At 65.5% G+C, this 26432-nt stretch carries 27 protein-coding genes; 16 read left to right on the forward strand and 11 right to left on the reverse strand.

All coding sequences use genetic code 11. The features are described 5' to 3' along the window. Positions 1–5: 5 nt before the first annotated feature. The 5 genes from DCM79_RS09320 (at position 6) to DCM79_RS09340 (ending at position 5541) form a co-directional block, all read left to right on the forward strand. A complete protein-coding gene (locus tag DCM79_RS09320) occupies positions 6–1259 on the forward strand; it encodes a CaiB/BaiF CoA-transferase family protein (protein WP_257179569.1) in 1254 nt (417 codons plus the stop codon). A 54-nt stretch (positions 1260–1313) separates the two neighbouring features. After that, positions 1314–2306 (forward strand): tripartite tricarboxylate transporter substrate binding protein, encoded by a 993-nt coding sequence (locus DCM79_RS09325; RefSeq protein WP_257179570.1) that lies wholly within the window; start codon positions 1314–1316, stop codon positions 2304–2306. 207 nt (positions 2307–2513) lie between these two features. Next, positions 2514–2996 carry a tripartite tricarboxylate transporter TctB family protein gene (locus DCM79_RS09330; RefSeq protein ID WP_257179571.1) on the forward strand — a complete coding sequence of 161 codons (483 nt, stop codon included), beginning with the start codon at positions 2514–2516 and terminating at the stop codon, positions 2994–2996. Positions 2997–3007: 11 nt separating this feature from the next. Beyond that, on the forward strand, positions 3008–4540 hold the full coding sequence (locus DCM79_RS09335; RefSeq protein ID WP_257179572.1) for a tripartite tricarboxylate transporter permease: 1533 nt from the start codon (positions 3008–3010) through the stop codon (positions 4538–4540). After that, the gene (locus DCM79_RS09340; protein ID WP_257179573.1) at positions 4537–5541 is read left to right on the forward strand and encodes a 4-hydroxythreonine-4-phosphate dehydrogenase PdxA; all 1005 of its coding nucleotides are present in this window, start codon (positions 4537–4539) and stop codon (positions 5539–5541) included. The genes DCM79_RS09335 and DCM79_RS09340 overlap by 4 nt, the downstream gene beginning before the upstream one ends. Here the strand turns inward: DCM79_RS09340 and DCM79_RS09345 are convergent. The 3 genes from DCM79_RS09345 to DCM79_RS09355 all read right to left on the reverse strand — a co-directional run bounded on the left by DCM79_RS09345 (position 5529) and on the right by DCM79_RS09355 (position 9266). Then, positions 5529–6821 carry an adenylate/guanylate cyclase domain-containing protein gene (locus tag DCM79_RS09345; protein ID WP_257179574.1) on the reverse strand — a complete coding sequence of 431 codons (1293 nt, stop codon included), beginning with the start codon at positions 6819–6821 and terminating at the stop codon, positions 5529–5531. The genes DCM79_RS09340 and DCM79_RS09345 overlap by 13 nt on opposite strands. Before the next feature lie 264 nt (positions 6822–7085). Beyond that, positions 7086–7829 (reverse strand): SDR family oxidoreductase, encoded by a 744-nt coding sequence (locus DCM79_RS09350; protein ID WP_257179575.1) that lies wholly within the window; start codon positions 7827–7829, stop codon positions 7086–7088. Between the two features lie 360 nt (positions 7830–8189). After that, positions 8190–9266 carry a methyl-accepting chemotaxis protein gene (locus tag DCM79_RS09355; RefSeq protein ID WP_257179576.1) on the reverse strand — a complete coding sequence of 359 codons (1077 nt, stop codon included), beginning with the start codon at positions 9264–9266 and terminating at the stop codon, positions 8190–8192. A gap of 278 nt (positions 9267–9544) precedes the next feature. Here DCM79_RS09355 and recJ point away from each other — a divergent pair, with 278 nt between their 5' ends. From recJ to DCM79_RS09370, 3 genes are all read left to right on the forward strand, one after another. Further along, entirely contained in the window at positions 9545–11386 is a 1842-nt protein-coding gene (recJ, locus tag DCM79_RS09360) for a single-stranded-DNA-specific exonuclease RecJ (protein WP_257179578.1), read from the forward strand. Between the two features lie 108 nt (positions 11387–11494). Further along, complete coding sequence (locus DCM79_RS09365) at positions 11495–12304, forward strand: SDR family NAD(P)-dependent oxidoreductase (protein ID WP_257179579.1); 810 nt, start codon at positions 11495–11497, stop codon at positions 12302–12304. 97 nt (positions 12305–12401) lie between these two features. Next, positions 12402–13199, forward strand: a complete 798-nt coding sequence (locus DCM79_RS09370) for an aldolase (RefSeq protein ID WP_257179580.1) — start codon at positions 12402–12404, stop codon at positions 13197–13199. Between the two features lie 42 nt (positions 13200–13241). On the opposite strand, the gene DCM79_RS09375 is transcribed toward DCM79_RS09370, so the two are convergent. After that, positions 13242–14126, reverse strand: coding sequence for a LysR substrate-binding domain-containing protein (locus DCM79_RS09375; RefSeq protein WP_257179581.1), 885 nt, complete (start codon positions 14124–14126; stop codon positions 13242–13244). A 108-nt stretch (positions 14127–14234) separates the two neighbouring features. On the opposite strand from DCM79_RS09375, the gene DCM79_RS09380 reads away from it, so the two are divergent. After that, complete coding sequence (locus tag DCM79_RS09380; RefSeq protein ID WP_257179582.1) at positions 14235–14924, forward strand: FMN-dependent NADH-azoreductase; 690 nt, start codon at positions 14235–14237, stop codon at positions 14922–14924. A gap of 51 nt (positions 14925–14975) precedes the next feature. On the opposite strand, the gene DCM79_RS09385 is transcribed toward DCM79_RS09380, so the two are convergent. Beyond that, positions 14976–16205 (reverse strand): lytic murein transglycosylase, encoded by a 1230-nt coding sequence (locus DCM79_RS09385; protein ID WP_257179583.1) that lies wholly within the window; start codon positions 16203–16205, stop codon positions 14976–14978. Positions 16206–16329: 124 nt separating this feature from the next. Between DCM79_RS09385 and DCM79_RS09390 the strand changes: the two genes are divergently transcribed. Beyond that, positions 16330–16584, forward strand: a complete 255-nt coding sequence (locus DCM79_RS09390) for a hypothetical protein (RefSeq protein WP_257179584.1) — start codon at positions 16330–16332, stop codon at positions 16582–16584. Positions 16585–16643: 59 nt separating this feature from the next. Then, entirely contained in the window at positions 16644–16895 is a 252-nt protein-coding gene (locus DCM79_RS09395) for a hypothetical protein (protein WP_257179585.1), read from the forward strand. A 50-nt stretch (positions 16896–16945) separates the two neighbouring features. On the opposite strand, the gene DCM79_RS09400 is transcribed toward DCM79_RS09395, so the two are convergent. Next, the gene (locus DCM79_RS09400) at positions 16946–17476 is read right to left on the reverse strand and encodes a MarR family winged helix-turn-helix transcriptional regulator (RefSeq protein WP_257179586.1); all 531 of its coding nucleotides are present in this window, start codon (positions 17474–17476) and stop codon (positions 16946–16948) included. A gap of 54 nt (positions 17477–17530) precedes the next feature. Here DCM79_RS09400 and DCM79_RS09405 point away from each other — a divergent pair, with 54 nt between their 5' ends. Continuing rightward, positions 17531–18007, forward strand: a complete 477-nt coding sequence (locus DCM79_RS09405; RefSeq protein WP_257179587.1) for a carboxymuconolactone decarboxylase family protein — start codon at positions 17531–17533, stop codon at positions 18005–18007. 21 nt (positions 18008–18028) lie between these two features. After that, positions 18029–18532, forward strand: coding sequence for a cupin domain-containing protein (locus DCM79_RS09410; protein WP_257179588.1), 504 nt, complete (start codon positions 18029–18031; stop codon positions 18530–18532). Between the two features lie 24 nt (positions 18533–18556). Here DCM79_RS09410 and DCM79_RS09415 read toward each other — a convergent pair whose 3' ends face one another. From DCM79_RS09415 to efp, 3 genes are read right to left on the reverse strand one after another with little or no spacing between them, the layout of a single operon-like run. Continuing rightward, complete coding sequence (locus tag DCM79_RS09415; protein ID WP_257179589.1) at positions 18557–19549, reverse strand: DUF808 domain-containing protein; 993 nt, start codon at positions 19547–19549, stop codon at positions 18557–18559. 56 nt (positions 19550–19605) lie between these two features. Beyond that, positions 19606–21228, reverse strand: coding sequence for a M23 family peptidase (locus DCM79_RS09420; protein ID WP_257179590.1), 1623 nt, complete (start codon positions 21226–21228; stop codon positions 19606–19608). Positions 21229–21252: 24 nt separating this feature from the next. Then, complete coding sequence (efp, locus tag DCM79_RS09425) at positions 21253–21819, reverse strand: elongation factor P (protein ID WP_028136595.1); 567 nt, start codon at positions 21817–21819, stop codon at positions 21253–21255. A gap of 162 nt (positions 21820–21981) precedes the next feature. Here efp and epmA point away from each other — a divergent pair, with 162 nt between their 5' ends. The 3 genes from epmA to DCM79_RS09440 are packed head-to-tail and all read left to right on the forward strand — an operon-like array spanning position 21982 to position 24423. Continuing rightward, on the forward strand, positions 21982–23046 hold the full coding sequence (epmA, locus tag DCM79_RS09430; RefSeq protein WP_257180721.1) for an EF-P lysine aminoacylase EpmA: 1065 nt from the start codon (positions 21982–21984) through the stop codon (positions 23044–23046). Then, complete coding sequence (locus tag DCM79_RS09435; RefSeq protein ID WP_257179591.1) at positions 23043–24137, forward strand: lysine-2,3-aminomutase-like protein; 1095 nt, start codon at positions 23043–23045, stop codon at positions 24135–24137. Before epmA ends, DCM79_RS09435 begins: the two co-directional genes overlap by 4 nt. A 37-nt stretch (positions 24138–24174) precedes the next feature. Then, the gene (locus tag DCM79_RS09440) at positions 24175–24423 is read left to right on the forward strand and encodes a hypothetical protein (protein ID WP_257179592.1); all 249 of its coding nucleotides are present in this window, start codon (positions 24175–24177) and stop codon (positions 24421–24423) included. Positions 24424–24479: 56 nt separating this feature from the next. Here the strand turns inward: DCM79_RS09440 and DCM79_RS09445 are convergent, their stop codons facing one another. After that, positions 24480–25565 carry a 3-deoxy-7-phosphoheptulonate synthase gene (locus DCM79_RS09445; protein ID WP_257179593.1) on the reverse strand — a complete coding sequence of 362 codons (1086 nt, stop codon included), beginning with the start codon at positions 25563–25565 and terminating at the stop codon, positions 24480–24482. A 234-nt stretch (positions 25566–25799) separates the two neighbouring features. Beyond that, positions 25800–26378 carry an HdeD family acid-resistance protein gene (locus DCM79_RS09450; RefSeq protein ID WP_257179594.1) on the reverse strand — a complete coding sequence of 193 codons (579 nt, stop codon included), beginning with the start codon at positions 26376–26378 and terminating at the stop codon, positions 25800–25802. Between the last annotated feature and the right edge of the window lie 54 nt (positions 26379–26432).

Raw genomic sequence — 26432 nt, forward strand, 5'->3', positions numbered from 1 at the left:
CCCCGATGCAAAGTTCGCCATCTACCTCGCGCCGTTCGGGACCGCTCGCCGGCCTCAAGGTCGTCGATCTCACCCATGTCATGGCGGGGCCGACCTGCACCCTGATGCTCGCCGACATGGGCGCCGACGTCATCAAGATCGAGAAATCGCCCAACGGCGACGATACCCGTCATTCGGTGCCGCCGAAGATCGGGGATGAGGCGGCCTCCTTCCTGATGATGAACCGCAACAAGCGCGGCATCGTGCTGGACCTCAAGACCGAGGGCGGCAAGCAGGTGCTGCGCCGCCTGATCGCGGAGGCCGACGTGCTGGTGGAGAATTTTGCGCCCGGCGCGATGGAACGTCTCGGCTTCGGTTACGAGGCGCTGCACGAGCAATATCCATCGCTGATCTATTGCTCGCTGTCGGGCTTTGGCCGCACCGGTCCCTACAAGCACCGCCGTGGTTTCGATCTCGTCGCGCAGGCCATGAGCGGCATCATGAGCTTTACCGGCGAACGCCCCGACGGTCCGCCGGTGAAATGCGGCCCGCCGCTGTCCGACATCACTGCCGGCCTGCTCGCGAGCATGGGCATCCTTGCGGCCTACACGCACCGTCTCAAGACCGGCGAGGGGCAGTGGGTCGAGACCTCGCTGTACGAGGCCGCGCTGGTGCAGACCTATTGGCAGTCGACCATCGCGCTCGCCGCAGGTACCGCGCCGCGCGCGATGGGCTCGGCCCACCCGCTCAACGCGCCGTACCAGGCGTTCGAAGCCTCGGACGGCTGGCTCGTGGTCGGCGGTGCCAACAAGAAGCACTGGCTGTTAATGCTGGAGGCGCTCGGCGCGAGTGAACTCGCCGTCGATCCGCGCTTCGTCAACGGCGCCGACCGCATGGCGAATCTTAGGGAGCTCGAAGCGGTCTTGAGCGAGCGCTTCCGCACCCGATCGCGGGCGCACTGGCTCGCCGCGCTGGACGAGAAGGGCGTGCCGTGCGGCCCCGTGCACGACATGCTGGAGGCGCTCAGCGATCCGCAGACGCTGGCGCGCGAGATGGTCGTCGAGGTCGAGCATTCCACGCTCGGTCCCGTGAAGACGATCGGGCTTCCCGTGAAGTTTTCGGAGACCCCAGGCAAAGTGCTGTCAGGCGCACCGGTCTACGGTGAGCACACGAGAGAGGTGCTGGCCGAGCACGGGTTCGACCAGATGCAGATCGAAGCGCTCGCCAAAGAAGGCGCCATCGTCCTGGGCTCGGCAAGACGCGAGGAACGCGTCGCCTGACCGGACGTCGATACGACAAGGCCAAAGATAAAAAAATTCCAGCTGGAGGAAATCATGGGTCGGACGTCAACATTTCTGCTCTCCGCGGCCGCGACCGTGCTCGCCGGCACCATGCCGGCGCTCGGTGCCTGGCAACCGCAAAAGCCGATCGAGTTCGTGGCGACCGCCGGGCCGGGCGGCGGCACCGACAATCTCGCCCGAGCGGTGCAGAACATCATCACCAAGCACAAGCTGACGGAGCAGCCGGTCGTCGTCGTCAACAAGGGCGGCGGCAGCGGCGCCGAAGGCTACGTCTACGGCAAGGCGTCGGCCGGCGATCCCTACAAGGTGATCTTCGGCACCTCGAACGCCTGGCAGCAGCCGCTCGTCTCCAAGGTCGCCTTCAACTACACCGATCTCACCCCGATCGCGGCGATGGCGCAGGACGAGTTCCTGCTCTGGGTCAAGCAGGATTCGCCTTACAAGAATGCCGGCGATTATCTGAAGGCGGCAGCAACTGGCGAATTCAAGATGGGCGGCGCGCAGTCCAAGGACACCGACGAAGTCCTGACGCGCATGATCGAGAAGGTCGGCAAGGTCAAGCTGACCTACATCCCTTTCAAGAGCGGCGCCGAGACCGCCGTGCAGCTTGCCGGCGGACATCTCGACTCCCACGTCAACAATCCCAGCGAGAGCCTCGGGCAATGGCGCGGCGGCACGCAGCGTCCGCTCTGCGTGTTCAGCCCGAAGCGGTTGCCGCAGGGGCCGAAGGTCACCGCGACCGAAGGCTGGAGCGACGTTCCGACCTGCGTCGAGCAGGGCCTCGACATCAAGCAATATGAGCAGCCGCGCACGGTGTGGCTGCCCGGCAAGGTCACGCCGGACCAGGCCGCGTTCTATGTCGACCTCATGAAGAAGGTACAGGCAACGCCGGAATGGAAGGACTACATCGAGAAGACGTCTCAGGTCGACACCTTCCTGACCGGCGCCGAGTTCGACAAGTTCATCAAGGCGGACCTCGAACACGTCAAGCAGGTCGCCGGCGAGCAAGGCTGGCTGGTGAAGTGAGGCGGGGTGGGCAGGTCGCCTGCGGCCATCCTTCGAGACGCCCGCCTGCGGCGGGCCCTCAGGATGAGGTCGTGCTTTGCGGCGCGATGTCAGACCCTCATGGTGAGGAGCCCGCCAAAGCGGGCGTCTCGAACCATGTAGGCCTAGCTGGTTCGGCAGGCTCCTCGCTGTCGCATGGGACCGCGCAGCCTTCGAAGGTTTTACGTCATGATCTCCCGCCGCGCGCTTGAACTCGCCACTGCCGTCCTCACCGGCGGCTTCGGCGTGACCGTCGTCATCTCCAGCCTCGACAACGGCATCGGCTGGTCGAGCGCGGGCGTCGAGGCCGGCACCTTCCCGTTCCTGACCGGCATCATCATCGTGCTCGGGAGCCTCTACAATCTGGTGCGGGGCGTGCTGCCGGTGGCGTCCCTGGCCAACGTCCCGGTCGCGATCACACAGGTGGAATTGCGCCGGCTTGCCGGCCTGTTCGTGCCGGCCGCGATCTTCGTGGCCGCGATTCCGCTCGCTGGGATGTACGTCGCCTCGGCGCTCTATGTCTTCGCCGTGCTGGCGATCCCGCGGCACCAATCCGTGCCCCGCGCGCTCGCCATGGCGGGGGCGACCGCGCTGGCACTCTATGTCGTGTTCGAGCGCATGTTCCAGGTCAGCTTGCCGCACGGTGCGCTCGCCGCCGCGTTCGGGTTCTGACGGAGAAGCCGATGGACAATCTCGCGGAGCTGCTGCACGGCTTCACCATCGCGGTCACCGTGCCGCATCTGGCCCTGATGGTCGTCGGCGTGCTGCTCGGCATTCTCGTCGGCGTGCTGCCGGGGCTGGGCGCGCCGAACGGCGTGTCGCTGCTGTTGCCGCTGACCTTCGGCATGCAGCCGGTGTCGGCGATCATCCTGCTCTCCAGCATGTATTGGGGCGCGCTGTTCGGTGGCTCTGTGACCTCGATCCTGTTCAATATTCCGGGCGAGCCGTCGTCGGTCGCGACCACCTTCGACGGCTATCCCATGGCACGGGACGGCCGGCCGACCACGGCGCTGGCGACCGCCTTCGGTTCGGCGGCGTTTGGCGCGCTGGTCGGCGTGGTCCTGATCACGTTCCTGGCGTCCTGGGTGGCGCAGGTCGCGCTCGCCTTTGGTCCCGCCGAATATTTTGCGGTCTACTTCCTGGCCTTTGCCAGCTTCGTCGGCATGGGCGGCGCGGCGCCGATCAAGACGGTCGTGGCGCTCGCGATCGGCTTTGCCATCGCAGCGATCGGTATCGACACCGTCTCCGGCAGCGTGCGCCTCAACATGGGCATCGACGAGCTCGTCAAGGGCGTCAGCTTCGTTGTCGCGGTGATGGGCCTGTTTGGCATCGGCGAGCTGCTGGTCGCGGTCGAGGAGGAGTTTCATGCCCGCGCCGTGTCCTCCAAGATCGACTGGCGCGAAGTGTTTCGTGCGGTCGGCCGTCTGCCGCGGCATGGCGTGGCGCTCCTGCGCAGCGCTGCGATCGGCTGCTGGATGGGCATTACGCCGGGCGGCCCGACCGCGGCCTCGTTCATGAGCTATGGCATTGCGCGCCGGTTCTCGCGCCGCGGCCGCTATTTCGGCACGGGCGAGGTCGAAGGAATCGTCTCGCCGGAGACCGCCGATCATGCCGCCGGCACCAGCGCGCTGCTGCCGATGCTCGCGCTCGGCATTCCGGGCTCGGCCACCGCGGCCGTCATGATGGGCGGGCTGATGATCTGGGGCCTCAATCCCGGACCGATGCTGTTCGTCGACCAGAAGGACTTTGTCTGGGGCCTGATCGCCTCGATGTATGTCGGCAACATCGTCGCCGTCGTGCTGGTGCTGCTTACCGTTCCGGTCTTCGCCGCCTTGATGCGGATTCCCTTCGTGGTGATCGCGCCGCTGATCGTGATCATCTGCGTCGTCGGTGCCTATTCCGTCTCGAACTCCTATCTCGACGTCATCATGATGCTCGGCTTCGGCGTCGTCGGCTATCTGTTCAAGAAGCTGTTCTATCCGCTGGCGCCCCTCGTGCTCGCCATCGTCATCGGCGACAAGGCCGAGGACGCGTTCCGGCAGTCGATGCTGATGTCGAAGGGATCCCTCGGCATCTTCTTTGCCAACAAGCTGGTGACATGCCTGATCGTGGCCGGGATCGCGCTGCTGTTGCTGCCGCTCGTGCTGCAGCTCGCGCGCCTTTGGCGCAAACCCGCATCCCCCGACGCGACAAGCCAGGAGAAAGCGATCATATGACCGCAAAGCCGCTGATTGCGCTCGCCATGGGAGACCCCGCCGGCATCAGCCCCGAGCTGACGGCCAAGCTGGTGGCGCAGGACGACATCCGCGCGCGCTGCCGGCTCGTCGTGATCGCCGATCGCCGCATCTTCGACGAGGGCGCGCGCGTTGCCGGCGTCAAGCCGGCGCTGGCGACCGTGGAGCAGGGCGCCGACCTTCGCGCGGCAGCGGGTGAGGCGCTGTTCGTCGACCTCGGCCATCTCGACCCGCGGGAGGTCGAGCCGAAGACCGCGACGCTTGCCGGCGGAAAATTCGCGCTGACCAATTACCGGCATGCCCTCGCGCTGGGCCGCGACGGCCGCGTCGACGCGGTCTGCTTCACCCCCTTCAACAAGCAGGCGATGCGGCTTGCGCGTGCCGAGTACGACGACGAGATCGCATTCTCCGCGGAGGTGGTCGGCCTCGAGACGCCGGCCAGCGAGTTCAACGTGCTGGACCGGCTCTGGAACGCGCGGGTCACCTCACACATTCCGCTGAGGGACGTCGCTGCAAGGCTGTCCAGCGAGCGCATCCATCGTGCGCTCGCGCTGACCGATGCCTGCATGCGCAAGGCCGGCTTCGCGCGGCCGCGCATCGCGGTCGCCGGTCTCAATCCGCATGCCGGCGACGGCGGCAATTTCGGCCGCGAGGAGATCGACGTGATCGCGCCCGTGGTCGCAGCCGGCCGGCGCGAGGGCATTGCGGCGGAGGGACCGTTCCCGGCCGATACAGTTTTCCTGCGCGCCAAGGCCGGCGCCTTCGATGCGGTGCTGACGATGTATCACGACCAGGGCCAGATCGCGATGAAGCTGATGGGCTTCGATCGCGGCGTCACCTTACTCGGCGGCTTCCCATTCCCGATCTGCACGCCGGCGCACGGCACTGCCTACGATATCGCAGGGCAGGGCATTGCCTCGATCGGCGCCAGCCGCGCGGCGGTGCTGCTTGCCGCGGAGATGGCGGCGCGTCACCGTTCCTGAGCCAACCGTGAACCACCAATGCGGTGATACTCTGAAACAAAACGATCGTTCGGCAGATTGCCGTCCTCGTTACGCGAATATTCCCTCTTCAGGCCATTGAGAAAGAACATTTCGTGCGCACGCGCATGCTTGGCCTCGATGGGGCCGCGCGATTCCAGGTCGAATAGCCCATGGACGTGCCCTGCCACGGTGTCCGAGACGTTGATCCGTCCCGCTGTTCCGAACGCTTCCATGAACCACGCGGTGTTGACCGCATCACCCCAGATGTCGAAGGTCATCCTGCGGTTGCCGACGACACCGGAGATGACCGGGCCGGTGTGTATCCCGATGCGCAATTGCAGGGCCCGTTGGCCGGTCGCTTCGTATTGCGCTCCGAGATGGTCGAGCTGGCCTCGCATCTCCAGCGCCGCCAGGCAAACGTCGATCGAGTGCCGCCGGTCGGGCGAGAGCACCCCGGCAACCGCCATATAGGCATCGCCTATGGTCTTGACCTTCTCCAGACCGTGTCGGGCACCGATGTCGTCCAGAGCCGAAAAATATTCGTCGAGGAGATTGATCAGCCTGGCCGGCTCGGTCCGTTCGGCGAGCAGGGTAAAGCCCTGGATATCCGCGAACAGAATGGTGGCCGACCGGGTGTATCTCGGCTGGACCCTGCCGTGGCGCGTCAGCTCGGTGGCAACCGGTGCCGGCAAGACGTTACGCAGCAGCTGCTCGGCACGCTCTCTTTCGGTAGCAGCCTCGAGGCGTGCCTGCTCCAGCTGCTCGATGATCTGACGGGATTCGATCAGCTTGCGGCGCAGTTCCAGTTGGGCCAGCACCTGATGCGACAGCATTCGGAGAGCTTCCGTCTGCTCGAAGGAAAGCTGCCGCGGCTCGAAGTCCATCACGCATAGCGTTCCGAGCGCATAACCTTCATCGGTGATGAGCGGCATGCCGCAATAGAATCGGCAGGATGGCTCCAGCGAGACCATCGGGCTGTTTTCGAAACGCGGATCTCGTTTCAGGTCGGGAATGACGAGCAGCTCGGTGCCGCAGATCGTCGTTGTGCAGACTGCGTTCTCGCGCGGAGCGTCGGTGACTTCAGCCGGTAGGCCATACTGCGCCTTGAGCCAGCGCCGCTCGTCGTCGATGAAGCTGATGTAGGAGACCGGGCAGCCGCAAAGTTGCGCCGCGAGCTCGGCGATCTCGTCATAAGCGGCTTCAGGCGCGCTATCGAGGATGTCGAGCGCGCGTAGGGCGGCCAATCTCTCAGCCTCATTTGCGGGTGCCGGTGACGGCATGCTGGTCTCCGTCGCGGAGAACCTCGGATGGCCCGCCGGTTCGAAAGCCGGCGATCGACCACCCCGTTCATTTGGGACGTGCCGGACGTGCCACAAGTGGTGTTCCGCCAGAGCTGCGCCGGTTCCATCGTCGCGCAGTCTTGTACGCATCTCAGGCCCGGCGCGCCATGGAGTCGGGGGCGATCCGAGCCGAACACCACATCGTGGCGATCAGCGATCTGCGCTGTGGGGGCCTTCACTGCGGTCGTTTCGTGATGGCAGGTCTCACAGGCTTGCGAGCCATGTCGCGAGCGGTGTTTTTCCGAGTCGCGCCGCGCCGAGCGGGTTCAGCGATGTATCGTCGATAAGGCCGCCGTAATACGGCGCCTTCGGGTCTCCGACCACCGGTCGCGTGTCGCCGGATGCCTTCAGGCGGCGTGCGATGAATTCATTGAAGGGAGCCTTCTCGGGACCCGCGATGTCGATCGTGCCGTTGAGCGGCTTGCCCGTTGCCACCTCAGCGAGGTGAGCGGCGACGTCGTCGGCAGCGATCGGTTGAAACAAGGCCGATGGAACGACGACCTTGCCGTCAATCGTACTCATTTCGGCAATGGCGCCGAGGAATTCGAAGAACTGGGTGGCGCGCACGATCGAGTAGGGGATCGGCGAGGACTTGATGATTGTCTCCTGCGCGAGCTTGGCACGGAAATAGGCGTTGTCGGGCGAGCGCTCGGTCCCGACGATCGACAGGGTCACGTGATGCTTCACCGCCGCGGCAGCCTCTGTCGCAACCAGAATTTCGCTTGAACGCTCAAAGAATGCGAGCACGGCGGCCGGCTCCCACGACGGCGCATTAGCAACATCGACGACGACATCCGCGGCTGCCAATGCCGCAGCGAGGCCCTCGCCGGTCACGGCATTCACGCCTGATTTCGGCGAGGCTGCCACGGCCTCGTGACCTTGCTGCTTGAGCCGCGCCACGAGCTTGGATCCGATCAATCCGGTCCCGCCGATCACGACAATCTTCATGAAAGTCTCCTCAGCATGGGGCAAATGTGAGCTTGGAAGGCGTGAAGCGACGCTCGGTCCGCCGCTCAACGCGAGCGCTACCCGAGCAATGCGGCGAGCTTTTGCCCGGAATCGGCCTGGTTCGTCGGAAAATGCTCAATCGCGCATGTGGGAATGCGAGCTGGTCGGTCGGGGATCATTCCCCTCTTGTAATAGAGTGGGGGCATGGTCATGGCCGAGCCAGGAAGGCCGGCGTTTTGCCCGACGTGTCAAAAGAGCTTGGCGAGACGGCGTTCGGGCGGGCGCAAAACGCCAATGAAAACAACCCCGAGTCTACTGTGCATGGGGTTGTTTTCGCGTTTTTTGTATCGGCCCGCTGGCTCACGCCCCGCAGATGATGACGCCGTACCAGCCGAGCCCGCGATAGGTCTCGTAGCCCGGCGTCGCATGGAAGGCGATCAGTGAACCGTTGTGGTCATGATAGAAGCCGGAGCGCTGGCCGTTCAGCGCGATCGAGATGCGCTCGCTGAGGATGCCCTGGCCGTCGGACGCCGCGATCACGCGCAAGTTCGAATCGACCAGCAGCACGCGTGCCTTGTCGCTGTCGCCGACGCGCACGCCCTGGACGATGGCACGGGCCTGCGGCTCCCAGTCGAAATGGATGGCGAGCACGCCGATCGGCGCGCCGTTCGCCTGGCCGCCGGCGCGGACGCTGGCGCAATAGGTCGCCACCTGCGCGTTGCCGAGCAGCGGCTGGTTCTCGACGTCGCCTGCGACGTAATCGTCGCCGGAGCGCAGGCCCTTCGCCTCGCGAAACCATTTGGTGTGGGCGACGTTCTGGCCGACGACGCGGAAGCGGTCGGCCCGGCCGTTGGCGATGACGTTGCCGTCGAGGTCGCAGAGCCAGAGGTCGAGATAGACGGTGTAGGCCCCGAGGATCACGCCCAGGCGCTGCGAGGCGTGGGAAACGGCTGCGGCGCTCGGCGATGCCGCACAATCGACCACGGCGGAATCGGTCGCCCACCAGCGCACGTCGCAGGTACGTTCGTAGAGGTTGCGGTCGATCAGCTCGATCGCGTTCAGCGACAGGTCCATCATGCGCTCGCCGCGCGAACGCTGGCTCATGCGTTCGATCGAGGAGACGAGGTCGCCGGTGCGCTTCGTCAATTGGGTTTCGAGCTCGCGTGCGATGGTCTCGACCTGCTGGCCGACGCCGCGCACCTCCTGCGCCACCACGGCAAAGCCCGCGCCTTGCGCGCCGGCGCGCGAGCTCTCGATCAGCGCGTTCAGCGCCAGCATCTTCATCTGGTTGGTGATCTGCTGGATCGACTTGGTCTTGTCGACCGCGATCTGGTTGACCTCCGCGGTGAGGCGGTTGATCAGCGCGGAAATGTCGGAATCGTCCTCAGCGGGTTCGGGGGCGATCGGCTTGGCCTTCAGACCCAGCGCAGCAGACATCGGGGGCATCCCTTGGCAATGAGGTCTGATCTGCAACGAACCCGGAACTACAAATTACAGATCGAATACGATTCTTTTTCGAAGATTCCGCCTAACGCCTGCTTAATTTGCTGTTCGGCGGATTGCCCAAATGATAGTCACTCAGCGCAGTAAATCGGCAATCCCCCGCTTTGTGCGCCGCGGAGATTGCAAATGCCCGGAGATTCCGGGTCAATCACTCCGCAAGCCGGACCGGCACGACCTCGTCGACTGCGGCTTCCTCAAACCAACTGCGATCCATGACGCCGCCTGCCACCGCCTTGCCCGTCGAAGCGCCCCAGGCGTTCCTGGGCGTCGCGCGCTCGCTGACCGACAAGCTCTGGCGCGACCGGCTGGATGCCCGGGGGGCGGCCCAGGCGCTCGCGATCGTGCAGCGGCACCAGCTTCCGGAATTGCTGGCCCGGGTGCTGGCCGGCCGCGGCGTCGACATCGACGCGGTGCCCGACTTCCTCGATCCGACCATCCGCAAGCTCATGCCGGACCCGTTCACGGTGACGGAGATGGAGGCCGCGGCGAAGCGGATCGCGGATGCCGCAGCCAAGGGCGAGAAGGTCGCGATCTTCGGCGACTACGATGTCGACGGCGCGACCTCGGCGGCGCTGCTCACCTGGCACCTGCGCCATTGCGGCCTGGATCCGTTGATCCACATTCCCGACCGCATTTTCGAGGGCTACGGACCGAACACCGAAGCGGTGCGTGCGCTCGCCGCGAAGGGCGCCACGCTGCTCGTCACCGTCGATTGCGGCACCACCAGCATCGAACCGCTCGCCGAGGCCAGGCGCCTCGGCATGTCCGTGGTCGTGATCGATCATCACCAGGCCGGCACCGAGCTGCCGGAGGTCGACGCGCTGGTCAATCCGAACCGGCTCGACGATCTCTCGGGCCTCGGCCATCTCGCGGCGGTCGGTCTCGTGCTGGTGACGCTGGTGGCGGTCAATCGCGAGCTGCGTCAGCGCGGTTTCTGGAGCGCGGAAATGCCCGAGCCGGATCTGCTCGGCATGCTGCATCACGTCGCGCTCGGGACGGTTGCCGACGTGGCCCCCCTAATCGGTCTCAACCGCGCCTTCGTCGCCAAGGGCCTGATCGCAATGCGCCGGCGCGACCATGTCGGCCATACCGCGCTGATGGACGTGGCGCGGCTCAACGGGCCCCCGGAGGCCTGGCATCTCGGCTTCATGCTGGGGCCGCGCATCAACGCCGGCGGCCGGATCGGCCGCGCCGATCTCGGCGTGCGGCTGCTGCTGGAGGCCGACAGCGTCGAGGCGGCGCGGATCGCGGCCGAGCTCGACCGCCTCAACAGCGAGCGCCGCGTCATCGAGCAGGCCGCCGAGGCGCAAGCCGAAGCCGAGGCGCTGGCCTCGATCGGGCTGGAGGACAAGCTCGGCGTCATCGTCACGGCCTCCGAAGGCTGGCATCCCGGCGTCGTCGGCCTCGTGGCCTCCCGCCTCAAGGAGAAGTTCGCGCGGCCCGCCTTCGCCATCGCCCTGGAGCCGGGCGGTATCGGTACCGGCTCGGGCCGCTCGATCGCCGGCGTCGATCTTGGCAAGGCGGTGCGGCAGGCGGTGGCCGACGGCATTCTGCTCAAAGGCGGCGGGCACGCGATGGCCGCGGGCGTGACGCTGCGCAAAGAGAAGCTCGCCGAATTCCGCGCCTATCTCGAGAACGCATTGGCGCAGGACGTCGCCGAGGCGCGCCACGTCAACGAGCTCTATATCGACGGCGCGGTTTCCGCGCGGGCAGTGACGACGGAGCTTGCGGCGACGCTCAACCGCGCCGGTCCCTTCGGCAGCGGCAATCCGGAGCCCGTGCTGGCGCTGCCGGCGCACCAGCTCGTGTTTGCCGACGAGGTCGGCCAGGCTCACTTGAGGCTGCGCTTCAAGTCGGGCGATGGCGCCATCGTCAACGGCATCGCGTTCCGCTCGGTCGGCCAGAAGCTCGGCAACGCGCTGCTCGCCAATCGCGGCCAGCAATTGCATGTCGCCGGCTCGCTCTCGGTCGACCGCTATCAGGGTGCCGAGCGGGTGCAATTCCGCGTCGTCGACGTCGCGCTACCGGACCAGGGGCCGTCCGTGATTAGATGACGCATGATCCGGACCCGAAGGTCCGCGCAAGCGCAAAGTGTGAAGCGGTTTTCCGAAGAGATCATGCGTGAAAGTTGACGTCTCGAACAACAAGAAAAGGGAGAGAACATGGCAGGGCAGGTTGAGGGCAAGGTCGCGCTGGTGACGGGCGGGGCCTCCGGTATAGGCGAGGCCATCGTCGAGCTGTTCGCGCGCGAGGGCGCGACAGTCGTCATCACGGACATCGACGAGCTGCGCGGCCCGGAGCTCGCCAAGCGCGTGACGAATGCCGGCGGCAAGGCGCTCTTTCTCGAACAGGACGTCACCAGCGAAGAGCGCTGGATCGAGGTCGTCGCCGAGATCGCCAAGCGCTACGGCCGGCTCGATATTCTGGTCTCCAATGCCGGCATCGGCATTGCAGTGCCCTCGATCGTCGACATGACACTCGCTGACTGGCGCAAGCAGAACGCGATCAATCTCGATGGTGTCTTTCTCTCGGTCAAGCATTGCCTTCCCCTGATGCGCAAGCATGGCGGCGGCTCGATCGTCATGATGTCCTCGCTAGCGGGCCTGCGCGGCGCGCCCGGTCTGTCGGCCTATTCAGCGACGAAAGGTGGCGTCCGGCTGTTCGCCAAGTCGATCGCCATGGAATGCGCGGCGGCCGGCGACGGCATCCGCGTCAACTCGGTTCATCCCGGCATCATCGACACGCCGATCTGGGGCAAGATCCCGACCGGGGCGACCGGCGCCGGCCAGAACGCGCCGATCGATCCGGAGGAACGGGCCAAGGTCGCAACTCCGCTCGGCCGCGCCGGGCAGGCCGCGGAGATCGCCTCCGGCGTGCTGTACCTGGCCTCCGACGCCTCGCGCTACGTCACTGGCAGCGAGCTCGTGATCGACGGCGGCATGAACGCAGGCGGCGTGCCCCGGCGGGCCTGAAGCCGCGCAGGGCAGGGTGGCACCGCGCAGGGGCTGACGCGCAGGCGCCGCCGCTGTACAACGCGAATAGCTCCCGACCGACAGAGGTGTCCTCGCCATGGCGCACAGCCTTCACGCTTCCTCATCCGCGCCCGCGCCATTCCGCTCGAACCGGCCGGACCTTGCGACCGATGCGATCCGCACCGCGCGCGAGGACCTAGCCGCCTGCTTCCGCATGGCCGCACGCAACGGGTTTGAGGAAGGCATCTGCAACCACTTCTCGGCCGTGGTGCCTGGTCATGACGATCTGTTCCTGGTGAACCCTTATGGCTACGCCTTCCGCGAGTTGACCGCGTCGAAGCTCCTGATCTGCGACTTCCACGGCAACGTGCTCGACGGCGAGGGCGTGCCCGAGGCGACCGCGTTCTACATCCACGCCGAGATGCACAGGCTGCTGCCGCGCGCCAAGGTCGCGTTCCACACGCACATGCCCTACGCCACGGCGCTGTCGATGACCGAGGGCGATCCCCTGATCTGGGCCGGCCAGACCGCGCTGAAATTCTATGGCCGGACGGCTGTGGACCGCGACTATAACGGCCTTGCGCTCGACAGCCGCGAAGGCGCGCGGATCGCCGCGGCCGTGGGCGATGCCGATATCGTCTTCATGAAGCATCATGGCGTGATGGTGCTGGCCCCGACCATCGCGGAGGCGTGGGACGACCTCTATTACCTCGAGCGTGCTGCCGAAGTGCAGGTTCTGGCGATGTCGACGGGACGGAAGGTGCAGCCGGTCGATCCCGCCGTTGCGGCGGAGACCTACCGGCAAATGCGCGAGGGCGATTCCGAATCCGCCCGGCTGCATCTCGCCGCGATCCGCAGGCAGCTCGATGCAGAGGAGCCGCAGTATCGGCATTGACCACGGTGCCATTCCGGGGCGCGCTTGAGTTGCGCGTGCGTATCAGCGGGCCGCCTCGAATTCTGACTTCAGCCAGTGTCGTACAGCCTCGACCGGCTCGGTGAGCGGCCGGTCGCGGCTGCGGACCAAGTGCAGCGAAAAGCCTTCCAGCTCCGGCCCGAATGGTGCGACCAGCGTTCCCTGCGAAAGTTCGTCGGCGACGAGCACAAGACTGTGCAGAGCGACACCAGCGCCGGCGACGGTTGCCTGGATGGCATGGGTTTCATCGCTGAAATGCACGCCTGCGCGCGCATCAACGTCGTCAATACCGGCCATCCTGAGCCAGCGCCGCCAAGTCGGATTTCCGGCATCACGACGGCGCCAGTCGAAATGTAGCAGCGTTGCTGAGCGCAGGTCGCTCGGTCTTCGGATGCCCAAGCGCGGACTGGCGACCGGCGCGAAACGATCGACCGTGAGCGGCTCGGCAATCAGATCGGGATAGGGACCGGAACCGTAGCGAAGTGCGAGGTCCGCGGTCGAATTGAGATCGACCACCTCCAAGGTCGCAAGCAATGTGAGATCAATGTCGGCTCTGCTCTTTCGGAGCCCAGGAAGACGCGGCACTAGCCATTTGGCTGTGAAAGCCGGCGTCGCCGAAAGTGTGACCACCGCCCGGCGCCGCTTCCGGCTCAATCCCTCCAGAACACGCGCAAAGGCATCGAAGCCCTCGCGCAGGACCGGAAGCAGGACCTGACCTTCGGCGGTGAGCAGGACCTGCCGCGTCCGGCGCTCGAACAGCCTGACCCCGACCGTCTGCTCCAGCTGTCGCACCTGATGGCTGATCGCGGTCGGCGTGACGTGAAGCTCATCGGCGGCGCGCTTGAAGCTGAGGTGACGTGCCGCCGCTTCAAATGCACGCAATCCCGCCAGCGGAGGAAGCCTTCTCATCGCGAACTCGAGGATGAATGCAGTTCATCCATAAGCTGAGCAACTTTCGTTTGTCAACGACGGGGCCTGAACCGATCTATTGGTCAAACAGATGAGAGGAGTTCTGCAATGCAACTGCTACAGATCGATTCAAGTGCGCGGTTGGAGCCTTCAGATGCAAATCCGCGTGGTTCGCATACGAGGCGTCTGACTCAGCGTTTCGTCCAACGATGGCTACAGTCGCGGCCGGGGGATCGCGTCGTCAGCCGCGACCTCGGTTGCTTCGCACCGCGGCCGGTGACCGACGACTGGGTCAAGGCGGCCTTCGCGAAGCCCGATCGGCGCGAGCCATGGATGAGAGAGGCTTTGGCGGAAAGCGATGCGCTGGTCGACGAGCTGATCTCAGCTGATCTGATCGTCGCGGGCGTGCCAATGTACAACTTCGGTGTGCCAGCGCAGTTCAAGGCATACATAGACAACGTTGTTCGGGTCGGACGCACCTTCGGCTTCGACCGATCATGTCCGGACAATCCATATACGCCGCTGCTTGCGGGCATGGACAAGCATCTTGTCCTGCTCGGTTCGCGCGGAGACTACGGGTACGATCCGGGCGGGCGTATGGCCGCCGTCAATCATGTCGAAGGAGCCGTCCGGGACGTGTTTGCTTTCATCGGGATCACGGCGTTCCACGGCATCGCAGTCGAGTACGACGAATTCGCCGACGATCGGTTGCAGGCGTCGATTGCCGCGGCCGAGCGTGCCGTGGATGACCTGGTCGATGAGCTGCTGAAGCTGACAGAACAGCGAGACGCGGCTTGAGGGTCGGCTGCAAGCTCGGGGGAGGCGCCAGCGCCGGCGCTTCCGGCCGTGCTAGTTGGTCTGCCGCAGCTTCGCCAGCACCTTCAGCCCGCCATAACCGTCCGCCGGCGTGATGCCTGCGCGCTGCTGGAAATCCTTGACCGCCTTCATGGTGTCGTTGCCGACGCGGCCGTCGGTGCCGCCGGTGTCGAAGCCGGCCTTGGTCAGGCGCGTCTGCATCTCCTGCACCTCGGCGAGGGTCAGTGCGCGTTCGGAGCCGGGGAAGGGCTGGATGAACGGCGGCGCGCCGAGGCAGCGGTCGCCGAGATGGCAGATCGCCAGCGCATAGTTCATCGAGGGGTTGTAGCTCTTCACCGAGTAGAAGTTCGGTCCCAGCAGGAACGTCGGCCCGCCCGCGACCGGCGTCCACATCTGCGCGGATGCATTCGGTTGCGGGAAGGGCTGGCCGTCGGCGCGGGTGACGCCGGCCGCCTGCCAGGCCGCATAGGTGCGGCTGCCGCTGATATTACCGGGCGCGCGCACCTCATAGCCCCAATGCTCGCCGCGATGCCATTTGCCGCGATTGACCAGATACTTTGCGGTCGAGCCCAGCGCGTCGTCGGGCTTGCCGAACGGCGACACCTTGCCGTCGCCGTCATAGTCGATGCCGACATTGAGCCAGACCTCCGGCATCCATTGCGAGTGCCCCATCGCGCCGGCCCACGAGCCCTTCATCTCCTCCGGCGTGCTCCAGCCCTTGTCGACGATGCGCAGCGCGTTGATGAGCTCGGTCTCCCAATAGGTCTTGCGGCGCGGCTCGTTCCAGGCGAGCGCCGCGAGCGAGGGAAACACCGGTCTCATGTGATTCTGCTGCACCAGGGGATCGCCATAGGCGGACTCGACGCCCCACAGCGCCAGCAGCGTGCCGCGCTCGACGCCGAAATCGCGCTCGATGCGGGCGAACAACGACTCGTTGTTCTTCAGCGCGATCTTGCCGTTGATGATGCGCCAGTCGGAGACGCGGCGATTGATGTACTGCCAGACCTGTTCATGGAATTCGGGCTGGTTGCGCATCTGCTTGAACACGCTCATGTCGGGTTCGACCCGCCCCATCACGCGTTGCCAGGTCGCAGCGGAAATGTTCTTCGCCATCGCACGTGCACGAAAGCTCTCGCGCCATTCCTCGAAGCCGGGAGGCGCAGCGAAGACATCGGCGGGTGTGGCGAGCAGAGCCGCCACGCCGACCGCGGATTTCAGCAGATAGCGTCGGGTGTGATCGGTCGAGGAATCAGTGTGTTTCATGGCGCCATTCTAGCGTGAAACAGCGCTCCTGTGAGCCGGTTCCTGGAGCGGCCGGAACCGGCATTTGCCTGGAACCAATGGTCGCAGCTTCGCATTCCCTTCCCAGCACAACCAGGAGGACATGATGAGAAAGTATCTGTTTGCCGCTGCCATGGTCACCGCCATTGCGGCCCCTGCCTTGGCCGATGAAGTCGGCGTTCGCGTCGGTCCGGTCGGTGCCGGTGTGACGGTTGGCCAGTCGCCGGATTATCGCGTTCGGGAGCGTGATCGCACCACGGTCATCAAGGAGCGCGAGCCGTCGAGCCGCACCACCGTGATCAAGAAGGAAGATGAATTCGGCAATCGCAGCAAGACCGTGATTCATCACGACAACGACTGACGGAACAGGCCCCGGCCCGAGTGCCGGGGCCATTTCGATTCATCGAGAATCGGGGTGGAATGAAGATACGCACGCATGCGGAAAGCCATTTCGTCGAGCTCGACGACGGATCGCAATGGCAGATCTTTCCCGGCGATCTCGCGACCACGCTGAGCTGGAAGCCCGAAACCGATCTGCACCTGGAGCCGAGCGGAGACCGGGTGAGTTCGCATGTGCTGGTCAACGCTGACGACAAAACCCGCGTGCGGGTGATCGCTGCGGGCGAAGCCTGGCCCGACGGCGAGGTCAAGGATGCGCTGAAGGGCGGGTAGAGGCCCTGCGGATCGCTACTTGCAGGTCGCAAGCGGCGAGACGGGGCCGTCTAATCCTCTTGCAGCTCGGTCGCGATGCCCGTGAGCCAGCGCCGGATTGCAGTCTCCGTCTTCGTATCCAGGCTCCGAGCAAGGCGCTTCTCCAATTCGATCACACGCTCCCGGCAGGCTTTCAGGAGCGCCGTACCGCGCGTCGTCAGCGTCCATTGCTGGATGCGGCCGTGAACGGGATGGGGCGTCATCACGATCGCGCCATCACGTTCGAGATTGCGGATGATGACCCCGACGGTCTGCGGCGTCAGGAAGGTGAGGCGGGCAACGTCGGCGCCTGACAGACCCGGATAGGCATTCAGCATCGTCAGCACGGCGAATTGCGGCGAGGTCACGCCGAGATCGGCGAGGGCCCGCTCCAGCGTCAGCCGGACCGCGGCATGCGCCTGGCGCAGCAGATAGCCGAGATAGCCTTGCTCGCCGCGCTTGCCTTCGCCGGGAGCGGGGACGCGCACTGTGCCGCCGCCGGCAGCTTCTTGCACCTTATGGGCGGTTTTCGATCTTGTGACGACAGCGGTCTTGCGCGACATATCAGAGCTCTTATAAGATATAAGGACACTTACAATAAGACGAGGTGAACCGCAATGTCACAGGCCCGCAGCGAATACGAGGATTTCAAGAAGATCGCGCCCGACGTATTTGACGTGGTGCTGGCGCTGGGGCAGCTTGCGGGCAAGGCCGGCCTGGACAAGCAGCTCGTCGAGCTCGTCAAGCTGCGCGCCTCGCAGATCAACGGCTGTGCCTTCTGCGTGCAGCACCACGTCCTGCTGTCGGAACGGATCGGCGTTCCCGTCGACAAGCTTCATCTGGTCGCAGTCTGGCGCGAGGCGCCGATCTTTTCGCCGCGCGAGCGGGCCGCGCTGGCCTGGGCCGAGGCCTTGACCTTGCTGCCCGATGGCGTCAGCGAGGAGGTCTACGCCGAAGCCGCCCGGGAATTCTCCGAGAGCGAGCTGATGTACCTGACTTCGGCCGTCGCCTCGATCAACGTCTGGAACCGCTTTGGTGCTGCGTTTCGTTGGACGCCGGCGTTGCGGCCGGCGGCCGCGCATGCGGCTTCTTGAGCGGCGCGCGGGGAGGTCACCATGACAGCCATGAGCTTCTCTGCCGTGCAGCGCCCGGCACCGTCACGTTCCCCGGCGGTCGCCGTCGTCGCAGGGCTCGCCTGCGCGCTGGCGATCGGCAAAGCGCTTCCTGTGACGATGGACACCGTCTCGGGCGCACTGGCGCCGCTCTGCGCCAGTGCTGCGGATGGCTCGTCGCTCGACAAGGTCGAGCCGATCGGCTCCTACGCGCTGCCCAACGTCCCGGGCAAGCGCGTCACCATCGTGCGCGTCTCCTACGGTCCCGGCGGGTTTTCGCGGCCACATCGTCACGCAGGCTCGGTGACGGCCCATGTCACCAAGGGCGAGATCCGCTCCCAGCTCGGCGGCGGCCCGGTCGAGACGTTCGGCGTCGGCCAGTCGTTCTTCGAGCCGCCGGGCTCGACGCATCTGGTCTCGGCCAATGCCAGCGCGACCGAGCCGGCGGAGTTGATTGCGGTGTTCGTGGCGGACGAGGGCGCGCAGCTCACGACGTTCCTGGATTAGCTCGCGCTCCTCGGTCGGATGCGGCTAAGAGGCTCGATCCCGCGATCGCCTCAACCGTTTCCAGGCCGGTGCAAGTCCGTATTCGACGGCCGGAATCGCAAGCGCACCGATGATCAGCCCAAGCACGCCCGAGATGGCGGCTTCGACCGACCATTCGACGATACCGGCAACCGATGGAAGGAGATGCGCGGCAGCCTCGGTCGCGGCATGGACCGTGTGGCCGACCGCGGGCGGGCCGTATTTTTCGATGCCGTGCAGGATGATGCCGCCGCCGACCCAGATCATGGCGGCGGTGCCGATAGTGCTCAGCACCGCCAGGAAGGCGGGCATGCCGCGGACGAGCGCGCGCCCGAGCAAGCGGATCGCGCCGCCAACGAAGGAGGCGCTGTCATAACGCGCAAGGGCCAGGCCGGCATCGTCCGCCTTCACGATCAGCGCGACCACGCCGTAGACCCCGACCGTGATGGCGAAACCGACCAGCGCCAGCACCAGCGCCTGTGTCCAGATGCTGCCCACGGGGATCGCCGCCAGCGTGATCGCCATGATCTCCGCCGACAGGATGAAATCCGTCTTGATGGCGCTCGCGACCTTCTCGTCTTCGACCGAGCTTGCATCCGCCGCGATCGGCTCGAGCTGGGCTTCGTGATGGTGCGCGTGATGCGGCATCACGGCTTCGAGCACCTTCTCGGCACCCTCGTAGCAGAGAAAGACGCCGCCCAGCATGAGCAGCGGCGTGACCGCGGCGGGAAGGAAATAGCCGAGCAGCAGGGCGATCGGCAGCAGGATCAGCAGCTTGTTGCGCAGCGATCCGACCGCGATCTTGCCGACGATCGGCAGTTCGCGTTTCGAGGCGAAACCAATGACGTAATTCGGCGTGACGGCCGCGTCGTCGATGACCACGCCGGCGGCCTTTGTGCCCGCTTTGGCCGCCTGGCCCGCGATATCGTCGAGCGAGGCCGCCGCCACCTTCGCGATCCCCGCGATGTCGTCGAGAAGACCGATCAGTCCGACACTCATCAACCCTTCCTTTGCTCGTTGGAGCCGGTGTGTACGACGACAGCTCTTGCAAGCCGTCAGTTGTCCTCGCCGCTCGATCCTTCGCGCAGGTCCGGCTTGAGCACGTCGTCCGGCAAGGCGTGTGCGACCGGCTGCGCCGTGACCGCGATCTCCGGGCCGACCTCGCGGCCGCGGGCGCGGATCAGGCGTTCATAGGCGGAGACCAGGGTGACGTAGGGGCTGACCCAGATCCAGCCGTCGCGTGTGAACACCTGCACGTCGAAATGCAGATGCAGCGACGTTCCGGCGGGACGGTCGAGATAATTGGAGATCACGCCGATTTTCTCGCCCTCGGTGACGCTACGGCCGTTGAGCACGCCGTCGGCGTTCATCGCGTTCGGGTTCATGTGCATGTAGCGGAAGCGGATGTGCTCGGTCCGGCTGTTGACCTGGAGCGTCACGGCCTGGTCCTTGGCTGCGCGGATCACGATCGCGTCACGCACGGCTACGACCGCGTGCTGCTTGGGATCGCAGGGCTCGCGGCGCTCGCCGGCGGGCGGGCAGTCAGCGGCACGGATGTCCTCGCCCTGGTGGCCGTAGCCTCCGCCGCATTGCCACACCTCGAAACTGCGCGACTCGCAGAAATTGTCGCGCCAGTAATAGGCGGTCGGTCCCTCGCTCTTCTCGCGCTTGCCGTAGGATTGCGAGCGCACGAAGGCGGGAGCCTTCTCGAGAGGAAAGCGGATCTGGGCATAGGCCATCACGTCGGGATGGCCGCCCTGCTTGCGGTAACCGGTGTTCGGGATGATGTCGCCGCTTGGCCTGTAGCTGAAGTCCGGGGAACGCGCCGCCGGGCGATCGACCACAATGGAGGCGATGTCCGTCAATGGCCGCGCACGCTGGCCGCCGGCCACGCGCAAGGCCTTCAGGAAGCGCTCCGCGACGGGATAGGCCTCCTTGCAGGCGAGCCGCCGCGGCTTGGCGACGCTGTCGAGGCACTGGATCGACACCACATAGGCGACGCCGAAACGGGTGAAGGCGTAGCGGACATAACCTTCGCGGATGAAACGTCGCAGATCCGGATAGAGCGTCGCGAGCGGCTTGACCTGCTCGCCCTTGCCCCCTGAGGGATCAGCGATGTCGTAGACGAGCGCCGAGCCCGTGATCTGCACTTCGACCGGCCGTGCGAACACACGGGCCGGCATGCCTTCGCCAGCGCCGGGCTCGAACGAGAAGGTCGCGCTGTAGCCGGCGGGGCCGGCATCGAACATGTCGACGGGATTGAAGTCGGCCTGGTAGCGCGAAAGTGCGAGCGTGGCGGGCGCGCCGCCGCGTTGCCCCTCGAGGTAGGCTGCAGCGTCGAACGGCAGCAGCACGGGCACCGGGCTGCGGGTGATGCCGATGAAGAAGCGCGAGGAGACCGCGTTGAGCTGCACCAGTGCGGGCGTCGCGCGCGGATCGTAGCGCGGCACGGAACGGCGAGGCGCGAAGACGAAATCCTCCGCGACCCGGGGGCGGCTGTTGATTTCGGTGCGGAACTGGTCGAGCGCTGCGCGCCAGTCGACGCGCAGGGCCGTGAGCGAGGGGCTGCGGAATTCATCCGCAGCGAGAGCAGAGGCGCTGAAGAGCGAAAGCGACGCCAGGAGTTGCGAGACGAAGCGGAAACCTTTCCCAACCACTGTCCCGCCCCCCGGCGCCATCTGTTGCGACCGCTCTGGTCCCCGTCAGTCCTTGGCGCGCTCGGAATAAGAGCCGTCTTCGGTCATCACCACGATGCGGGTGCCGACCGAGATGTGCGGCGGCACGGTGGTACGCACGCCATTGGAGAGCACCGCGGGCTTGTAGGACGACGATGCGGTCTGGCCCTTGGTCACCGGCTCGGTCTCGACCACTTCCAGCGTCACGCGCTGCGGCAGCGCGATCGAGACCGGGTTGGTGTCGTGCATGGACAGCTTGACGGTCATGTCCGGCTGAAGATACGCGGCCGCGTCGCCGACGACGTCCTTGGAAACTTGGACCTGGTCGTAGGTTTCCGGGTTCATGAAGTGGTAGCCGTCGCCATCTTCATACAGGAACGTGTAATTGCGCTCTTCGATGGTGGCCTTTTCGACCTGGTCGGTGGTCTTGTAGCGCTCGGAGATCTTTACCCCGTCCGAGATTCGGCGCATTTCGATCTGGCTGACCGGGGTGCCCTTGCCCGGATGGATGTTCTCGGCGCTGACGACGACATAAAGCTTGCCGTCTTGCTCGATCACGTTGCCCTTGCGAATAGAACTGGCGATGACTCTCAAAGTGATATTTCCTGCTTGCTTGGCCCGGCACCGGCCAGGACGTGGTCAAATCGATGGGGGACTTGGGGCCTCAAATCGGACCTCGGCGCCCGTTTCGGGCCGCAACATACTGATTTTGCCGTTAGATGCCAGCGTTTTGCTCGCGCCTGGGGCGGTCGGTTAATGACTGGGGACAAGCCGATCTCACCGTTCTGGTCGCCTGACCGGCACGTCGACCGGCGGCCCTTCCTCAGGGCAAGGGGGGCCATTACCAGCGCAATACGGGGCTTTTTCGCCGAGCAGGGCTTCGTTGAGGTCGAAACTTCCGTTCTCCAGGTCTCCCCGGGCAATGAGACCCATCTGCACGCCCCCCGGACCGAGCTGATGCGGCCGGACGGCAGCCGCGCCAGGCGTTACCTGCGGACATCGCCCGAGTTCGCCTGCAAGAAGCTGCTGGCGGCGGGCGAGACGCGGATCTTCGAGCTCGCCCGCGTGTTCCGCGACCGCGAGCGCGGCGACCTGCATCTGCCCGAATTCACCATGCTGGAATGGTATCGGGCAGGCGCCTCCTATGACGCCATCATGGCCGACACCGTGGTCGTCATCGCCCGGGCCGCGCAGTCGACCGGGATCGGGACTTTCTCATTCCGCGGCCGGACCGCCGATCCCTTCGCCGAGCCGGAACTTCTGACGGTCGCGGGCGCTTTCGAGCGGTTCGCCGGCATCGACCTCTTGTCGACAATCTCGGGCAGCGAGGGTAACCGTGCCACGCTCGCCTCGGCGGCCGACGGAAAGGTTCGGATAGCTGAGGACGACACCTGGTCCGACATCTTCAGCAAGGTCCTGGTCGAGCATGTCGAGCCGCATCTGGGGCAGGGGCGTTTGACCATCTTGTTCGAATACCCATCTCCAGAGGCGGCGCTGGCGCGCGTCAAGGCGAACGATCCCAGGGTGGCCGAGCGCTTCGAGGTCTATGCGTGCGGCGTCGAGCTCGCCAACGGATTTGGGGAACTGACCGACGCCGAGGAGCAGCGCAAGCGCTTCACGGAATCGATGACGGAGAAGCAGCGCCGCTACGGCGAAGCCTATCCGCTGGATGAGGACTTTCTGGCCGCAGTTGCGGCAATGCCGGAGGCGAGCGGCGTTGCGCTCGGCTTCGACCGGCTGGTGATGCTGGCGAGCGGCGCATCGCGAATTGACCAGGTGGTGTGGACACCGCCAGCAAATGAAACGTCTAGTGAGACATGACGAAGGCCAATCTTGCACGTACCTTGCGTGAGCCGGCCGAGCTTGTGGCCGAGCATCTTGCTCCGGCGGCAGCGCTGCCCGCGCTCGAGCGCGTGGCCGCGCGCTATGCGGTCGCGATCACGCCGGCGCTGATCGAGCTGATCGACCCGTCAGATCCCGACGATCCCATCGCCCGTCAGTTCGTGCCGACCGCTGCGGAGCTGGAGATGCAGCCGGGCGAGAATGCCGATCCGATCGGCGATCATCCGCACTCGCCAGTATCAGGGATCGTGCATCGCTATCCCGATCGCGTCTTGTTCAAGCTCGTTCACGTCTGCGCGGTCTATTGCCGCTTCTGCTTCCGCCGCGAGATGGTGGGACCGGGCAAGGAGAGCGCGCTGTCGGACGATGCCTATCGCGCGGCGATCGACTACATCCGATCGCATCGCGAGATCTGGGAGGTGATCCTGACCGGCGGCGATCCGCTGATGCTGTCGCCGCGGCGGATGAGCGTGATCATGGCCGACCTCGCGGCGATCGAGCACGTCAAGATCATTCGTCTTCATACCCGTGTTCCGGTGGCCGAACCCGGGCGCATCAGCGAGGAGATGGTTGCGGCGCTCAAGGTCGAGGGCGCGACCACGTGGGTGGCCGTGCATGCCAATCATGCGCGCGAATTGACGGGGCCGGCGCGCGCCGCCTGCGCGCGGCTCGTCGATGCCGGCATTCCGCTGGTGAGTCAGTCCGTGCTCTTGCGCGGGGTCAATGACAACATTGCGGCCCTGTCGGATTTGATGCGAGCTTTCGTCGAATGCCGGATCAAGCCCTATTATCTGCATCACGGCGATCTCGCGCCGGGCACGGCGCATCTGCGGACGACGCTGGCGGAGGGGCAGGACTTGATGCGGCAGTTGCGCGGTCGGGTGTCAGGACTGTGTCAGCCGGACTATGTCATCGACATTCCCGGCGGCGCCGGCAAATCGCCGGTGGGGCCCAGCTATGTGCTGGCGCAGCAAAATACCGCAACCGATGCACGTGAAGCGGAGACGAAAACGAGCTATCGTATCGTCGACTATTGCGGCGACGTTCATCTCTATCCGCCTGAGACCTGAGCGGTGGGATGCGCGGCTTGAGAATGGAGGATCGGACATGAAGAAGATCATGCTGGCAGCATCGCTCGTGGTCTTGCTCGGCGGTGCGGCGATCGCGCAGACCGGCGCCAAGGGCTCGACGTCGAGCGGCGCGAACTCCGGCTCGGTGCCGCCGGCTCCCGTGGGCCATCGCCAGCCGCGCGCCGCGGACGTGCCGAGCAAGACTGTGAGCGACCCGAACGATCCACTCAGCAAGGAAAATCAGGCGCTCGACAAGAAGATCAAGAGCATCTGCCGCGGCTGCTGATCGCTTCCACCTCTCCCCGCTGGGGAGAGGTGATAAGCGCCGATCTCGCTCGCGTCCTATGCCGACCGCTCGTGCAATCCGGCGCCACGGGTGTTGCGGCGGACCTCGACCGCGTCGGCGAGCTGCTCGAGCACGGTTGCCGTGGTCGGCCAGTCGATGCAGCCGTCGGTGATGCTCTGGCCGTAGACGAGCGGCTTGCCCGGCACCACGTCCTGGCGGCCGGCGACGAGATTGCTCTCGATCATCACACCCATGATGCGGTGCTCCCCGCTGGCGATCTGGCCGGCGATGTCCGCCATCACCAGCGGCTGGTTCTCCGGCTTCTTGCTCGAATTGGCGTGGCTCGCATCGACCATCACCAGCGGCGCGACACCCGATCTGGTCAACTCGTTGCAAGCCGCCGCAACGCTCGCCGCGTCGTAGTTCGGATGGCTGCCGCCACGCAGGATGATGTGGCAGTCCTCATTGCCGGCGGTCGAGGCGATCGCCGAGCGGCCGAGCTTGGTGACGGCCATGAAATGATGCGGATGCGATGCCGATTTCACTGCATCTGCCGCGATCCGCACATTGCCGTCGGTGCCGTTCTTGAACCCGACCGGACACGACAGACCGGACGCCAGCTCGCGGTGGATCTGGCTCTCGGTCGTGCGCGCGCCGATCGCGGCCCAGGACACGAGGTCGGCGATGTATTGCGGCGTCGTCATGTCGAGAAATTCGGTGCCGGCGGGCAGGCCGAGATTGTTCACGGCCGACAGCACGTTGCGCGCCAGCCGCAGGCCCTTGTTGATGTCGAAGCTGCCGTCGAGCTCGGGATCGTTGATCAGGCCCTTCCAGCCGACCGTGGTGCGCGGCTTCTCGAAATAGACCCGCATCACGATCTCGAGCTGATCGGCGAGGTCCTCGCGCATCTTGGCGAGACGCTCGGCGTAGTCGAGCGCGGCCCTGGGATCATGCACCGAGCAGGGGCCGACGACGACCAGCAGACGGTCGTCCTGGCCGTTCAGGATGGCATGGATGGCGTTGCGCGCGGCCATGACCACGCGAGTGGCGGTGAGCGTGCGCGGGACCTCGCGCATCACCTCGTCCGGGGTGCTCAGTTCTTTCAGTTCGCGGATGCGAAGATCGTCGGTCGTGCTCAGCACGGCAGGCTCCTGTTTGTTTCGAACCTGCCGGCCAATAAAAAAGCCGCCAGGTCTGGCGGCTTGTTCGGACGTTTGCTGCAATATTTCAGATTGAGCGCGATCCTCCTGCCGCCAGCGAGCTGTCGTAGCTAAAGTACCAAAAATAGCTGGTGGCGACGGTGATCATGGCAGGCCATATAGCGCGCCGTTCGAGGGTTGTCACCCCCCAATCGGCGCAGCAGGCGACGAGGCGCGTCAGGTGTTGCTCTTGCGCGCCGCCAGCGCCATGCCGATCAGGCTGGCGCCGCCGAACAGCAGGTTGATACCGACGAGGATGCCGATGGCCCATTCCGCGGAGCTCGGCAACCCCGTGATCACCATGAACGAGATCGCGATGTCGACGAGGCCCGAGATCAGCAGCCACGACCAGCGGCTGCTCAGGTCGCGGCGGTGCTCCAGCGCGTACATGATGGTCGCAACCCCCTCGGCGAGGAAGTAGGCGCCAAGCACGATGGTCAGCGTCAGCACGGCCTGGACCGGCCGGGCCAGCAACAGGATGCCGGTGAGCACGGCGAGCGCAGCCGAGATCAGCGACCACCAGAAGCCCGGCGTGTTGCGCGCCCAATAGGTCACGATCAGCCCGCCGATGCCGCTGATCAGGAACATCCAGCCGAGGAAGATCGCGATCGCAAGGCTTGCGAGCGGCGGCAGGATCAGCGCCGCGACGCCGAGAACGGCGAGCAGGATGCCTTCGAACAGGAACGCCTTCCAATGCGTCTTGACGGTCTGGTTCATCGCGGATTGAAGCCGTGAATAATCCTCGGGCGATGTCATCGGCAGGCTCCAGATCGAAAGGTCAACGCTCAATCTAGTACGCGCGGGGCGTGC

The sequence above is a fragment of the Bradyrhizobium sp. WBOS07 genome, assembly GCF_024585165.1.
Lineage (GTDB): Bacteria > Pseudomonadota > Alphaproteobacteria > Rhizobiales > Xanthobacteraceae > Bradyrhizobium > Bradyrhizobium japonicum_B.

Excerpts from the sequence above, each read along its gene's own strand:
- DCM79_RS09370 (WP_257179580.1), top strand. The coding sequence starts at position 12,402 with ATGGCGCACAGCCTTCACGCTTCCTCATCCGCGCCCGCGCCATTCCGC.
- DCM79_RS09395 (WP_257179585.1), top strand. The coding sequence starts at position 16,644 with ATGAAGATACGCACGCATGCGGAAAGCCATTTCGTCGAGCTCGACGAC.
- DCM79_RS09375 (WP_257179581.1), bottom strand. The coding sequence starts at position 14,126 with ATGAGAAGGCTTCCTCCGCTGGCGGGATTGCGTGCATTTGAAGCGGCG.
- DCM79_RS09365 (WP_257179579.1), top strand. The coding sequence starts at position 11,495 with ATGGCAGGGCAGGTTGAGGGCAAGGTCGCGCTGGTGACGGGCGGGGCC.
- DCM79_RS09450 (WP_257179594.1), bottom strand. The coding sequence starts at position 26,378 with ATGACATCGCCCGAGGATTATTCACGGCTTCAATCCGCGATGAACCAG.
- DCM79_RS09435 (WP_257179591.1), top strand. The coding sequence starts at position 23,043 with ATGACGAAGGCCAATCTTGCACGTACCTTGCGTGAGCCGGCCGAGCTT.
- DCM79_RS09400 (WP_257179586.1), bottom strand. The coding sequence starts at position 17,476 with ATGTCGCGCAAGACCGCTGTCGTCACAAGATCGAAAACCGCCCATAAG.
- epmA (WP_257180721.1), top strand. The coding sequence starts at position 21,982 with ATGACTGGGGACAAGCCGATCTCACCGTTCTGGTCGCCTGACCGGCAC.
- DCM79_RS09330 (WP_257179571.1), top strand. The coding sequence starts at position 2,514 with ATGATCTCCCGCCGCGCGCTTGAACTCGCCACTGCCGTCCTCACCGGC.
- DCM79_RS09355 (WP_257179576.1), bottom strand. The coding sequence starts at position 9,266 with ATGTCTGCTGCGCTGGGTCTGAAGGCCAAGCCGATCGCCCCCGAACCC.
- DCM79_RS09415 (WP_257179589.1), bottom strand. The coding sequence starts at position 19,549 with ATGAGTGTCGGACTGATCGGTCTTCTCGACGACATCGCGGGGATCGCG.
- recJ (WP_257179578.1), top strand. The coding sequence starts at position 9,545 with ATGACGCCGCCTGCCACCGCCTTGCCCGTCGAAGCGCCCCAGGCGTTC.
- DCM79_RS09385 (WP_257179583.1), bottom strand. The coding sequence starts at position 16,205 with ATGAAACACACTGATTCCTCGACCGATCACACCCGACGCTATCTGCTG.
- DCM79_RS09335 (WP_257179572.1), top strand. The coding sequence starts at position 3,008 with ATGGACAATCTCGCGGAGCTGCTGCACGGCTTCACCATCGCGGTCACC.
- DCM79_RS09320 (WP_257179569.1), top strand. The coding sequence starts at position 6 with ATGCAAAGTTCGCCATCTACCTCGCGCCGTTCGGGACCGCTCGCCGGC.
- DCM79_RS09390 (WP_257179584.1), top strand. The coding sequence starts at position 16,330 with ATGAGAAAGTATCTGTTTGCCGCTGCCATGGTCACCGCCATTGCGGCC.
- DCM79_RS09380 (WP_257179582.1), top strand. The coding sequence starts at position 14,235 with ATGCAACTGCTACAGATCGATTCAAGTGCGCGGTTGGAGCCTTCAGAT.
- DCM79_RS09325 (WP_257179570.1), top strand. The coding sequence starts at position 1,314 with ATGGGTCGGACGTCAACATTTCTGCTCTCCGCGGCCGCGACCGTGCTC.
- DCM79_RS09340 (WP_257179573.1), top strand. The coding sequence starts at position 4,537 with ATGACCGCAAAGCCGCTGATTGCGCTCGCCATGGGAGACCCCGCCGGC.
- DCM79_RS09420 (WP_257179590.1), bottom strand. The coding sequence starts at position 21,228 with ATGGCGCCGGGGGGCGGGACAGTGGTTGGGAAAGGTTTCCGCTTCGTC.
- DCM79_RS09405 (WP_257179587.1), top strand. The coding sequence starts at position 17,531 with ATGTCACAGGCCCGCAGCGAATACGAGGATTTCAAGAAGATCGCGCCC.
- DCM79_RS09410 (WP_257179588.1), top strand. The coding sequence starts at position 18,029 with ATGACAGCCATGAGCTTCTCTGCCGTGCAGCGCCCGGCACCGTCACGT.
- DCM79_RS09345 (WP_257179574.1), bottom strand. The coding sequence starts at position 6,821 with ATGCCGTCACCGGCACCCGCAAATGAGGCTGAGAGATTGGCCGCCCTA.
- DCM79_RS09440 (WP_257179592.1), top strand. The coding sequence starts at position 24,175 with ATGAAGAAGATCATGCTGGCAGCATCGCTCGTGGTCTTGCTCGGCGGT.
- DCM79_RS09350 (WP_257179575.1), bottom strand. The coding sequence starts at position 7,829 with ATGAAGATTGTCGTGATCGGCGGGACCGGATTGATCGGATCCAAGCTC.